General features: G+C 70.4%; 7 protein-coding genes. 2 read left to right on the top strand and 5 right to left on the bottom strand.

All coding sequences use genetic code 11. The features are described 5' to 3' along the window. Positions 1 to 29: 29 nt before the first annotated feature. Positions 30 to 2,612 (bottom strand): RNA helicase, encoded by a 2,583-nt coding sequence (locus NBY69_RS11655; protein ID WP_250300678.1) that lies wholly within the window; start codon positions 2,610 to 2,612, stop codon positions 30 to 32. 82 nt (positions 2,613 to 2,694) lie between these two features. Here NBY69_RS11655 and NBY69_RS11650 point away from each other — a divergent pair, with 82 nt between their 5' ends. Beyond that, positions 2,695 to 3,489 (top strand): metal-dependent hydrolase, encoded by a 795-nt coding sequence (locus NBY69_RS11650; protein WP_250300677.1) that lies wholly within the window; start codon positions 2,695 to 2,697, stop codon positions 3,487 to 3,489. Between the two features lie 93 nt (positions 3,490 to 3,582). Here the strand turns inward: NBY69_RS11650 and NBY69_RS11645 are convergent, their stop codons facing one another. The 4 genes from NBY69_RS11645 to NBY69_RS11630 all read right to left on the bottom strand — a co-directional run bounded on the left by NBY69_RS11645 (position 3,583) and on the right by NBY69_RS11630 (position 10,802). Continuing rightward, positions 3,583 to 5,364 carry an ABC transporter ATP-binding protein gene (locus NBY69_RS11645; RefSeq protein WP_250300676.1) on the bottom strand — a complete coding sequence of 594 codons (1,782 nt, stop codon included), beginning with the start codon at positions 5,362 to 5,364 and terminating at the stop codon, positions 3,583 to 3,585. After that, positions 5,361 to 7,211, bottom strand: coding sequence for an ABC transporter ATP-binding protein (locus tag NBY69_RS11640; RefSeq protein ID WP_250300675.1), 1,851 nt, complete (start codon positions 7,209 to 7,211; stop codon positions 5,361 to 5,363). Before NBY69_RS11640 ends, NBY69_RS11645 begins: the two co-directional genes overlap by 4 nt. A 114-nt stretch (positions 7,212 to 7,325) precedes the next feature. Next, complete coding sequence (locus NBY69_RS11635) at positions 7,326 to 10,274, bottom strand: FAD-binding and (Fe-S)-binding domain-containing protein (RefSeq protein ID WP_250300674.1); 2,949 nt, start codon at positions 10,272 to 10,274, stop codon at positions 7,326 to 7,328. Positions 10,275 to 10,346: 72 nt separating this feature from the next. After that, on the bottom strand, positions 10,347 to 10,802 hold the full coding sequence (locus NBY69_RS11630; protein ID WP_250300673.1) for a MarR family winged helix-turn-helix transcriptional regulator: 456 nt from the start codon (positions 10,800 to 10,802) through the stop codon (positions 10,347 to 10,349). A 175-nt stretch (positions 10,803 to 10,977) separates the two neighbouring features. Here NBY69_RS11630 and NBY69_RS11625 point away from each other — a divergent pair, with 175 nt between their 5' ends. Next, entirely contained in the window at positions 10,978 to 12,780 is a 1,803-nt protein-coding gene (locus NBY69_RS11625) for an ABC transporter ATP-binding protein (protein WP_250300671.1), read from the top strand. Positions 12,781 to 13,089: the final 309 nt, after the last annotated feature.

The following is a 13,089-nucleotide window of genomic DNA, read 5'->3' as shown; positions in this document are numbered from 1 at the left end:
CTTCTCCCAGTTCGCAGTGGGTGCCGGGGTCACAGCTGGCCCACGGCGGTCACCCGGACGACCGCACGGCCCTCCTCGTCGGAGGCCGCGAGGTCCACCTCCGCGCTGATGCCCCAGTCGTGGTCGCCGTTCGGGTCGGCGAAGATCTGCCGGACGCGCCACATCCCGCGTGCGGTGTTCTCCTCGTCCGCCTCGATGATCAGCAGCTTGGGGCCGCGGGCGTCGGGACCGGTACCCAGATCGTCGTACTCGTCCCAGTAGGCGTCCATCGCCTCGCCCCAGGCGTCCTCGTCCCAGCCCGCGTCGCCGTCCAGCTCGCCGAGCGCGGCCACATTGTCCAGGGCGGCCAGTTCCACCCGGCGGAACATCGCGTTGCGCACCAGCACCCGGAAGGCGCGGGCGTTGGCGGTGACCGGCTTGACCTGGTCGGCGCGCTCCTCGGCCTGCTCGGCCGTCTCCACCTCGGGGTTGGCGAGCTGCTCCCACTCGTCGAGCAGACTGGAGTCCACCTGACGCACCAGCTCGCCCAGCCAGGCGATGAGGTCCTGAAGGTCCTCGGACTTCAGATCGTCCGGAATGGTGTGATCGAGGGCCTTGTACGCGCCCGCGAGGTACCGCAGCACGATCCCTTCGGTGCGCGCGAGTTCGTAGTGCGACGTGAACTCGGTGAAGGTCATGGCGCGTTCGTACATGTCGCGGATGACGGACTTCGGCGAGACCGGGTGGTCACCGACCCACGGGTGGCTCGTGCGGTAGACGTTGTACGCGTGCACCAGGAGCTCTTCGAGCGGCTTCGGGTACGTGACCTCCTGGAGCCGCTCCATCCGCTCCTCGTACTCCATGCCGTCGGCCTTCATCTGGCCGATCGCCTCACCGCGTGCCTTGTTCTGCTGCGCCGCCAGGATCTGCCGCGGGTCGTCCAGCGTCGACTCGACCACGGAGACCATGTCCAGGGCGTACGAGGGGGACTCGGCGTCCAGCAGGTCGAACGAGGCCAGCGCGAAGGTGGACAGCGGCTGGTTGAGCGCGAAGTCCTGCTGGAGATCCACGGTCAGCCGGATGGTGCGGCCCTCGGCGTCCGGGGTGTCCAGCTGCTCCACCACACCGCCGTCGAGCAGTGAACGGTAGATCGCGATGGCACGGCGGATGTGCCGCAGCTGGGCCTTGCGCGGCTCGTGGTTGTCCTCCAGCAGGTGACGCATCGCCTTGAAGGCATTGCCGGGCCGCGCGATCACCGAGAGCAGCATGGTGTGGGTGACCCGGAAACGGGAGGTCAGCGGCTCGGGATCGGAGGCGATCAGCTTCTCGAAGGTGGTGTCGCTCCACGCGATGAACCCCTCGGGGGCCTTCTTGCGGACCACCTTGCGGCGCTTCTTCGGGTCGTCGCCCGCCTTGGCGAGCGCCTTCTCGTTCTCGACGACGTGCTCGGGGGCCTGGGCGACGACGAAGCCCGCGGTGTCGAATCCGGCCCGGCCCGCCCGGCCCGCGATCTGGTGGAACTCCCGGGCGCGGAGCGTACGGACGCGCGTCCCGTCGTACTTCGTCAGCGCGGTGAACAGCACCGTACGGATGGGCACGTTGACCCCGACACCCAGCGTGTCCGTACCGCAGATGACCTTCAACAGACCGGCCTGCGCCAGCTTTTCGACCAGGCGGCGGTACTTGGGGAGCATCCCCGCGTGGTGGACGCCGATGCCGTGGCGTACGTAACGCGAGAGGTTCTGGCCGAACTTGGTGGTGAAGCGGAAGCTGCCGATCAGCTCGGCGATCTTGTCCTTCTCCTCGCGCGTGCACATGTTGATGCTCATGAGCGACTGCGCCCGCTCGACGGCGGCGGCCTGCGTGAAGTGCACGATGTAGACCGGCGACTGCTTGGTCTCCAGCAGCTCGGTCAGGGTCTCGGTGATCGGCGTCAGGCGGTACTCGTACGACAGCGGGACCGGGCGGCTCGCGGACCTGACGACCGAGGTGGGCAGGCCGGTGCGACGGGTCAGGTCCTCCTCGAAGCGGGCGACGTCACCGAGGGTCGCCGACATCAGGATGAACTGCGCCTGCGGCAGCTCCAGGATCGGGATCTGCCACGCCCAGCCGCGGTCCGGCTCCGCGTAGAAGTGGAACTCGTCCATCACGACCTGGCCGATGTCGGCGTACTTGCCGTCGCGCAGCGCGATCGAGGCCAGCACCTCCGCCGTGCAGCAGATGACCGGGGCGTCGGCGTTCACCGACGCGTCACCGGTGAGCATGCCGACGTTCTCGGTGCCGAAGAGCTTGCACAGGTCGAAGAACTTCTCCGAGACCAGCGCCTTGATCGGAGCGGTGTAGAAAGTGACCTTGTCCTGAGCCAGCGCGGTGAAGTGCGCACCCGCCGCGACCAGGCTCTTTCCCGATCCGGTGGGCGTCGAGAGGATCACGTTGGCCCCGGACACCACCTCGATCAGCGCCTCCTCCTGAGCCGGATAGAGCGTGATGCCCTGATCCTCCGCCCACGACGAGAAAGCCTCGAAGAGAGCATCGGGGTCGGCGGTCGGGGGGAGCTGATCGATAAGGGTCACACCCCCATCTTGCCTGCCTTCACCCTCCAGGGGGGAACCGGCTGCCGGTATGAAGATCATGAGCGATACGCTTCCCTCTCGACCGAACCACGCCTGAACCTCAACTGGGCTTCAGCACAACGGAAAACGGGGCGGAACGACCATGATGGGACCGGCACACTCGCTGTCAGGAGCGGCGGCCTGGCTGGGGGTGGGGGCGGCGGCCTCGGCGTACGGACATCCGATGCCGTGGCCGGTCATCGTCGTCGGCGCGCTGATCAGCGCGGGCGCCGCGCTCGCCCCGGACCTGGACCACAAGGCCGCGACGATCTCGCGGGCCTTCGGGCCGGTGTCGCACGCGCTGTGCGACATCGTCGACTCGATCGCCACCGTCGTCTACCGGGCGACCCGCGGCAAGAAGGACCCCCGCCGGGAGGGCGGTCACCGCACGCTGACCCACACCTGGCTCTGGGCGGTGCTGCTGGGTACGGGAGCCTCGGCCGCGGCGATCTACGGCGGACGGTGGGCCGTCCTCGGCATCCTCTTCGTCCATGTGGTGCTCGCCATCGAGGGTCTGCTCTGGCGGGCGGCGCGCGGCTCCAGCAGCGCCGTTCTGGTGTGGCTGCTGGGCGCGGCCGGCGCCTGGATCCTGGCCGAGGTGCTGGACCAGCCGGGCATGGGCTCGGACTGGTTCTTCACCGCCCCCGGCCACGAGTACATGTGGCTGGGCCTGCCGATCGTGCTGGGCGCGCTCATGCACGACCTGGGGGACGCGCTGACGGTGTCGGGCTGCCCGATCCTCTGGCCGATCCCGATCGGGCGCAGGCACTGGTACCCGATAGGGCCGCCGAAGATGATGCGGTTCCGGGCCGGGAGCTGGGTGGAGCTGAAGGTGCTCATGCCGGTGTTCATGGTGCTGGGCGGCGTGGGCTGCGTGGCAGCGCTCGGGATCTTGTAGCCGTGCGGGGGCCGGTCGGCCCCCGCACCGGACGAGCGTGCCCCGCCCGCGACCGGTCCCGGCACCGCGGGCGGGGAACAGCGGGCCCGCCCGCTATCCGTGCCAGGACCTCCACAACGCCGCGTACGCGCCGTCCGCGGTCACCAGCTCCTCGTGGCTGCCCAGCTCACTGATCCGCCCCTGCTCCACCACCGCGATCACATCCGCGTCGTGCGCGGTGTGCAGCCGGTGGGCGATCGCCACGACCGTACGGCCGTCGAGCACCCGCGCGAGCGACCGCTCCAGATGGCGGGCCGCACGCGGGTCGAGCAACGAGGTCGCCTCGTCGAGCACCAGCGTGTGCGGATCCGCGAGGACCAGCCGGGCCAGCGCGATCTGCTGGGCCTGGGCCGGGGTGAGGGCCAGGCCGCCCGAACCGACCTCGGTGTCCAGCTCCTTCTCCAGGGCGCGCGCCCATCCGTCGGCGTCGACCGCGCCGAGCGCCGCCCACAGCTGGGCGTCGTCCGCGCCGGTCCGGGCCAGCAGCAGGTTGTCGCGCAGCGAGCCCACGAAGACGTGGTGCTCCTGGTTGACCAGGGCGACGTGTTCCCTCACCCGTTCGGTCGGCATCCGGGACAGCTCGGCGCCGCCGAGCGTGATCTCGCCGGTACGCGGCGCGTAGATCCCGGCGAGCAGCCGGCCGAGCGTCGACTTGCCCGCGCCCGACGGGCCGACCAGCGCCATCCGGGTGCCGGGCGGTACGTCGAGCGACACCCGGTGCAGGACGTCGACGCCCTCGCGGTAGCCGAAGTGCACGTCGTCGGCGCGCACCACGCGCCCGTCGGGACCGATCCGTTCGTCTCCGGCGTCCGGTTCGATCTCCCGTACGCCGACGAGCCGGGCCAGCGACACCTGGGCGACCTGGAGCTCGTCGTACCAGCGCAGGATGAGACCGACCGGGTCCACCATCATCTGGGCGAGCAGCGCACCTGTGGTGAGCTGCCCGACGGTCATCCACCTCTGGAGCACGAAGACCCCACCGAGCATCAGCACCGCGCCGAGGATCGTCACATAGGTGACGTTGATGACCGGGAAGAGCACCGACCGCAGCCAGAGCGTGTACCGCTCCCACGCGGTCCACTCCTTCACCCGCTGCTCGGACAGCGCCACCCGGCGCGGGCCGAGGCGGTGCGCCTCGATGGTCCGCCCCGCGTCCACCGTCTCGGCGAGCATCGCGGCGACCGCCGCGTATCCGGCAGCCTCCGAACGGTAGGCGGACGGGGCCCGCCGGAAGTACCAGCGGCAGCCGACGATCAGCACCGGCAGCGCCACCAGGACCGCGAGCGCCAGCGGCGGCGCCGTGACGGTGAGCGCGCCGATCAGCAGACCGGCCCACACCACCCCGATCGCCAGCTGGGGCACGGCCTCCCGCATCGCGTTCGCGAGCCGGTCGATGTCGGTGGTGATACGGGAGAGCAGATCACCGGTACCGGCCCGCTCCAGGACACCCGGCGGCAGCGCCACCGACCGTACGAGGAAGTCCTCGCGCAGATCGGCCAGCATCTGTTCGCCGAGCATCGCGCCGCGCAAACCCATCAGCCGTACGAAGACGGTCTGGACGACGAGTGCGATGCTGAAGATCACCGCGACACGCGCCAGATGGAGGTCGTGCGTGTCCCTGGAGAGGTCCTCGACCAGCCCGCCCAGCAGGTAGGGGCCGACCAGCGAGGCGATCACGGCGATCGCATTGGCGCCGATGAGCACAGCGAACGCCCGCCGGTGACGGCCCAGCAGCTCGCGGACGTAGGTCCGGACGGTGGTGGGCGTACCGACGGGCAGGGTGGCCGCCGTCTCCGGTGCCGCCGGGTCGTGGGCGGGCCGGGCCACGCCGATCATGCCGACTCCTCGATGTCCGCGAAGGCTTGCACGGTGTCTTCGGTGTTGCTGGTGCTCTTGGCGCTCATGGTGCTCTCGGTGTGTTCGGTGTCGTCGGCCTCGCGGGTGACGACCGCGCGGTAGAGCGGTTCGGCGCCCAGCAGTTCGCGGTGCGTGCCGACCGCGGCGACCGTGCCCTCGTGCACGAACACCACCCGGTCCGCCTGGTCGAGCAGCAGCGGTGACGAGGCGAAGACCACCGTCGTACGCCCGCCGCGCAGCTGCTTCACGCCCTGCGCGACCCGGGCCTCGGTGTGTGAGTCGACGGCCGAGGTCGGTTCGTCGAGCACCAGCGCCTCCGGGTCGGTCACCAGCGAGCGGGCCAGGGCGAGGCGCTGCCGCTGCCCGCCGGACAGCGACCTGCCGCGCTCGGTGATCCGCGTCCGCATGGGGTCCCCGCCCGGCTCCACGGACGCCTGGGCGAGAGCCTGCAGAACATCCCCGCACTGAGCCGCGGCCAGCGCGTCGTCGGCCGTCACCTTGCCGGACGACGGCACATCGAGCAGCTCCCGCAAGGTGCCCGACAGCAGTACCGGGTCCTTGTCCTGCACCAGGACAGCCGTACGGGCGGTGTCCAGTGGCAGCTCGTCGAGGGCGACCCCGCCGAGCAGCACCGAAGGAGGCCGCTGCGCCTCTTCCTCGGCCGCGGGATGCCCGCCGAGGCGTTCGGCCAGTGCGCCGGCCGCGTCCGGGTCCCCGCACACCACAGCGGTGAAGTCACCGCCGGTCGCCAGCAGTCCGGTCGCCGGGTCGTAGAGATCCCCGCTCGGAACACCGCCCGCCGTGCCCTCGTACGCGCGGGTGTCGTACGTGGTGCGCTCCAGCGCCAGCACCCGTGCCGCCCGCTTGGCCGAGGGCCGGGAGAAGGAGTACGCCATGGCGATCTCCTGGAAGTGCCGCAGCGGGAAGAGCAGCAGGGTCACCGCGCTGTACACGGTGACGAGCTGACCGACCTCGATGCGTCCGTCGGCGGCGAGCTTCGCGCCGTAACAGACCACCCCGATCAGCAGCAGTCCGGGCAGCAGCACCTGGATTCCCGAGATCAGCGCCCACATCCGGGCACTGCGCACGGCCGCCCTGCGCACCTCCTGGGAGGCACTCCGGTAGCGGCCGAGGAACAGTTCCTCGCCGCCGATGCCGCGCAGTACGCGCAGACCCGCGACGGTGTCCGAGGCCAGCTCGGTCGCCCGCCCGGCCTTCTCGCGCTGCACGTCGGCCCGCGCGGTGGCGGTGGAGAGCAACGGCAGTACGGCCAGGGCCAGTACGGGCATCGCGAGCGCCACCACCACACCCAGCGACGGCAGGTAGAGGACCAGCCCGACGCAGATGATGACCAGCGCCGTCGCCGCGGCGGCGAAGCGGGAGAGCGCCTCGACGAACCAGCCGATCTTCTCGACGTCGCCCGTGGACACCGCGACGACCTCGCCCGCCGCGACCCGGCGGGTCAGCGCCGACCCGAGTTCGGCGGTCTTCCGCGCGAGGAGTTGCTGGACCCGGGCCGCCGCGGTGATCCAGTTGGTGACGGCGGTCCGGTGCAGCATGGTGTCGCCCACCGCGATCACGGCGCCGAGCAGCAGAATCAGCCCGCCGGAGAGGGCGAGACGACCACCCGAGCGGTCGACCACGGCCTGCACGGCGAAGCCGACGGCCAGCGGCAGCCCGGCGATCCCGCACTGGTGGAGCAGCCCCCAGCCGAGCGACTTGAACTGGCCGACCAGCTGATTGCGTCCGAGCCAGTAGAGGAAACGGGGCCCGGACCGTACGTCGGGATCACCCGGATCCGGATAAGGAAGATCTCGAATCTGCATGACGCCCCATGAATCGGTGGTTGGCTCAAACCGTGCAAGGTTCGCGCTTCAGCACTGTTCAGGGCAATCGAATTTCCCGCGCGGACGGCCGCCCGGATGGATCCCGGGCGCGGTTCAGCTGCGCCGGAGGTACGCCGGGCCGGGGCGGGTGGCCCGCTCCAGCTCCAGCAGGACGGAGTAGTAACTGCGGCCCGTCGCATGGTCCATGCCGACCTCGCACATCCGGTTCGCCGAGAGATGGGCGTCGAAATCCCTCGCCTTGACCTCGGCGGCCTCGCGGGCGGTCGCCGACTCGGTGAGTTCCTTGTGGAGCATCCCGCGGTCCCCGGCGAACGCGCAGCACCCGACGTCGTCCGGCACGACGACCTCCTCGGCGCACGCCTCGGCGACCGCCCGCAACTCGGCCTCGTCGCCGAGGTGCTGCATCGAACAGGTGGGGTGCAGGACGGCCGAACCGGCCTTGCGCAGCACCGTGAGCCGGGGGAGGAGTTCGTCGGCGGCCCAGACGACCGAGTCGACGATCTTCAACTCGCGGTGCAGTTCCCGGTTGTCGTCGCTGAGGTAGGGCACCACCTCGTGGGCGATGCCCAGTGTGCAGGAGGAGGCGTCGACGATCAGCGGGTACTTGCCCCCACCGGTCCAGCCCCAGGCGGCCTCGACGATGCGATTGGCCATCAGGGTGTTGCCCTCGTCGTACCCCTTGGAGTGCCAGATCGTCGCGCAGCAGGTCCCCGCGACGTCCTCGGGGATCCACACCGGCTGCCCGGCCCGCTCGGCGAGGGCCACGACGGCCTGGGGGAGCGACGGCCCGCGGAAATCGGCCGGTCCGCCGAAGATCCGGTTGACGCACGCCGGGTAGTAGACCGCGGTCGCGCCCTTGCGCGAGGTGCGCGGGAGCCTACGGGCGGCGGCGCCAGGAATCTCCGGCAGCCACTCGGGCACCAGGTCCGGGCGCACCGCCTTGCGGGCGAGGCCGGTGACCGACTCCAGCAGCCGGTCACTGATCCGGTCCGCGGCGCCCACCGCGAGCCGGGCCGCGGCCTCGACCGCCTTGAAGTTCTTGGCGGTCAGCGCGGCGATCCGCTCCTCGCGCGGGGTGTGCCGCCGGTGGCGGAAGTCCTTCATCAGCGCGCCCGTGTCGATGCCGACCGGACAGGCCAGCTTGCAGGTGGAGTCGCCCGCGCAGGTGTCCACCGCGTCGTACCCGTACGCGTCCAGCAGCCCGTTCTCGACCGGGGAGCCGGGGGACTGGCGCATCATCTCCCGGCGCAGCACGATCCGTTGGCGCGGAGTGGTGGTCACGTCGTGGCTGGGGCAGGTCGGTTCGCAGAAGCCGCACTCGATACAGGGGTCCGCGATCAGCTCGACCTCGGGAATGGTCTTGAGACCGCGCAGATGGGCCTCGGGGTCCCGGTCGAGGACGATGCGCGGCGCGAGCACCCCGTCGGGGTCGATGACCTGCTTGATGCGCCACATCAGCTCGGTCGCCTTCGGGCCCCATTCGAGCTCCAGGAACGGTGCGATGTTGCGGCCCGTGGCGTGCTCGGCCTTGAGGGAGCCGTCGAAACGCTCGACCGTCAGCCGGCAGAAGTCGTCCATGAACGCGGCGTAGCGCGCCACGTCCGCGGGCAGCGCAGCGTCGAAGGCCAGCAGGAAGTGCAGATTGCCGTGCGCGGCGTGACCGGCCACGGCGGCCTCGAAACCGTGCCGGGTCTGCAATTCGACGAGCGCCGTACAGGCGTCGGCGAGCTTCGACGGCGGGACGGCGAAGTCCTCGGTGATCAGCGTCGTACCGGACGGGCGGGCGCCGCCCACCGCGGTGACGAATGCCTTGCGGGCCTTCCAGTAGCCGGCGATGACCTTGGGGTCACGGGTGAACTCATTGGTCACCGACGCGACGGGCGCGACCAGTTCGAGCCCCGCGACGGCCTCGGCCGCCACCCGCTCGTACGCCTCCCGGCCCGCTTCGTCGGGCGCCCGGAACTCGACGAGCAGCGCCGTCGTCTCCTTGGGCAGCCCGGCCCAGTCGGCGGGCACGCCCTCGACGCTCACCGAGGCGCGCAGCGTATTGCCGTCCATCAGCTCGACGGCCATGGCACCGGCCTCGTTGAACAGCGGGACGGCCGCCGCCGCGGCACGCAGGGTCGGGAAGAAGAGCAGCGCGGTGGACAGCTTGCGGTCCAGCGGCAGGGTGTCGAAGACGACCTCGGAGATGAAGCCGAAGGTGCCCTCGGAGCCGACCATCAGCCCGCGCAGGATCTCGACCGGCGTCGCGCCGTCCAGGAAGGCGTCCAGCCGGTACCCGTTGGTGTTCTTGATCTCGTACTTGGCACGGATGCGGGCGGTGAGCTCCGGGTCCGCCTCGATCTCGGCCTTGATCGCGAGCAGCCCCGCGCACAGCTCGGGCTCGGCCGCCGCGAGGTCCTCGTCGGCGGAGGGGGCCGCCGTGTCGACGACGGTGCCGCCCGGCAGGACGAAGGTCAGCGAGGCCAGCGTGCGGTACGAGTTGCGGGTGGTGCCCGCGGTCATGCCCGACGCGTTGTTGGCGACGACGCCCCCGAGGGTGCAGGCGATCGCACTGGCCGGGTCGGGGCCGAGGATCCGGCCGTGCCGGGCGAGCGTGGCGTTGGCCCGCACCACGGTGGTGCCCGGCCGGATCCGGGCCCGTGCCCCGTCGTCCAGGACCTCGATGCCCGACCAGTGGCGGCGTACGTCGACGAGGATGTCCTCGCCCTGGGCCTGCCCGTTGAGCGAGGTGCCGGCGGCCCGGAACACCACTTCGTGGCCCGTGCCGTGCGCGTACGAGAGGACGGACGCGATGTCGTCGACGTCCTCCGCGATCACCACGACCCGGGGGACGAAGCGGTAGGGGCTCGCATCGGAGGCGTAGCGCACGAGGTCGGAGACCTTCGACAGCACCTTCTCCGCACCGAGCAGCGCGACCAGCTCACCGCGCAGCGGTTCCGGCGTCCCGGCCGCGCCCGCGTCGGGCACCCGGTCGGGTGACGGCGTTCCGCCCGTACGCGGACGGAGTGCGCCGGGCTTCGGCTCCAGCAGCGGCATCTGGCAGTTCCCCTCGTGCAACTTTCGGACAGGAAAAATCTGGGACAGAGCAGAGACGGACGGTGCGGCGGTTCAGCGGTGGTGGCCGGGCGGGCCGTCCATGAGTGTGGACAACAGCTCCCCGAGCACCTCGCGCTGCTCCGCGGAGAGTGGCGCAAGGATCTCCTCCGCGGCGCCTCGGCGCGCGGCGCGCAGGGCGCGCAGGGTGGCCCGCCCGCTGTCGGTGAGCTCGATCCGTACCACGCGGCGGTTGGTCGGATCGGGCACGCGGCGGACGCTGCCGCTCTCCTCCAGGGCATCGACGAGGCTGGTCACGGCGCGGGGCACCACCTCCAGCCGCTGGGCGAGATCGGCCATGCGCGGCGGCTCGGCGCAGTGCGAGACGGTGCGCAGCAGCCGGGACTGGGCGGGGGTGATACCGACCGGCTCCAGATGGTGCTTGTGGATCCGGTGCAGTCTCCGGGTCAGCCGGAGGAGCTGCTCGGCCAGCAGGCCGTCGGTGTCGGGTGCACCAGCAGGTGATGACATGCCGGGAACAATATCAGGACCTTGTACATTGTGAGCATAGGTAACAGTGAGCTATGCTCGCAAAGTCCTGCCCCGGCCCGGCCGTCGCACTGCCTGTGACGCCCCTCCGCCGCTGATGTCCGCTTCTCGCGACGCCCGGTGCTGTCGTTTCCTCAGCTGTCTGCCGAAGGAGCCCATGAAACCCGATCGCCCCGACTGGACGCCTCCACCCCGTGACGCCGGGCAGCCGCCCGCCGAACTGCGGCGCATCGTCCGGCTCTTCCGCCCCTACCGCGCACGCCTGGCGCTCGTCGGACTGCTCGTCTGCGCGTCGTCGCTGGTCTCGGTCGCTTCGCCGTTCATGCTGCGCGAAATCCTCGACACCGCGATCCCGCAGAACCGCACCGGGCTGCTGAGCCTGCTCGCCCTGGGCATGATCGTCACGGCCGTGGTCAACAGCGTCTTCGGAGTCCTCCAGACCCTGATCTCGACCACGGTCGGCCAGCGCGTCATGCACGACCTGCGCACCGCCGTCTACACCCAGCTCCAGCGCATGCCGCTCGCCTTCTTCACCAGGACGCGCACCGGTGAGGTCCAGTCCCGTATCGCCAACGACATCGGCGGCATGCAGGCGACCGTCACCTCCACCGCGACCTCCCTGGTCTCCAACCTCACCGCTGTGATCGCCACGGTGGTCGCGATGCTCGCCCTCGACTGGCGGCTGACGATCGTCTCGATGCTGCTGCTCCCGGTGTTCGTCTGGATCAGCCGCAGGGTCGGCCGCGAGCGCAAGAGGATCACGACGCAACGGCAGAAGCAGATGGCGGTGATGGCCGCCACGGTCACCGAGTCGCTGTCCGTCAGCGGCATTCTGCTCGGCCGCACCATGGGCCGCGCGGACTCCCTCACCAAGAGCTTCACCGAGGAGTCCGAGCAGCTGGTCGACCTCGAAGTGCGCTCCAGCATGGCGGGACGCTGGCGGATGTCGACGATCGGCATCGTCATGGCCGCCATGCCGGCCGTCATCTACTGGGCGGCCGGCCTGGCGCTCCAGGAGGGCGGCCCCCAGGTCTCGATCGGCACGCTCGTCGCTTTCGTCTCGCTCCAGCAGGGCCTCTTCCGGCCGGCCGTGAGCCTGCTGTCGACGGGTGTGGACATGCAGACCTCGCTCGCCCTCTTCCAGCGGATATTCGAGTACCTGGATCTGCCGGTGGACATCACCGAGCCCGAACACCCGGTCCGACTGGACAAGGTCCGCGGCGAAGTGCGCTTCCAGGACGTCGACTTCGGATACGACGAGAAGAGCGGCCCCACCCTGGCCGCCATCGACATCGAGGTGCCCGCGGGTGGCAGCCTCGCGGTCGTCGGACCCACGGGCTCGGGCAAGTCCACGCTCAGCTATCTGGTGCCGCGGCTGTACGACGTGACGGGCGGCCGGGTCACCCTCGACGGCGTCGACGTGCGCGAGCTCGACTTCGCCACGCTGGCCCGTGCCGTGGGCGTCGTCTCCCAGGAGACGTACCTCTTCCACGCGTCGGTCGCCGACAACCTGCGCTTCGCCAAACCGGACGCCACCGACGCGGAACTCGAAGAGGCCGCCCGGACGGCGCAGATCCACGACCACATCGCTTCGCTGCCCGACGGGTACGAGACCCTGGTCGGCGAGCGTGGCTACCGGTTCTCCGGTGGGGAGAAGCAGCGTCTGGCCATCGCCCGTACGATCCTGCGCGATCCGCCGGTGCTGATCCTCGACGAGGCGACCAGCGCCCTGGACACCCGCACCGAACACGCCGTCCAGCAGGCCATCGACGGACTCTCCGCGGGCCGCACCACCATCACCATCGCGCACCGGCTCTCCACGGTCAGGGATGCCGACCAGATCGTGGTGCTGGACGCCGGGCAGGTCGCCGAGCGGGGCACGCACGGGGAACTGCTCCGCCTCGACGGCCGGTACGCCGCGCTGGTCCGCAGGGACAGTGAGCTGGCACCGGCCGTGTGACGGCCCGGTGAAACACGACAGCGCCGCCGCTCCCGTGGGACGGGAAGCGACGGCGCCGGTCAGGACGGGTGTCAGACGAGCCAGCCCACGAAGTGGACGATGCCGGCGAGCAGGTTGGTGAGGAAGTTCATGATGGTGCGTTCTCCTAGTACATGGTTTCGTGCAGTGGGACTGCGCCTGCGAGATCTGCAGCTCGTCGCTTGCGCTCAGTAAGCATGTTGCTTCGTGGGGTAGTTGAGCAACCAAATCCCGTACGACCACACGTTCCAGCGAACACCCGATCCCCTGTTCGTGTGTTCGTAGCACTGA

Origin of the sequence: Streptomyces sp. A 4/2 (genome assembly GCF_940670765.1) — a bacterium.
GTDB lineage: Bacteria > Actinomycetota > Actinomycetes > Streptomycetales > Streptomycetaceae > Streptomyces.
The sequence above is the reverse complement of the archived record's forward strand: the minus strand, read 5'-3'. Positions and strand labels throughout refer to the sequence as shown.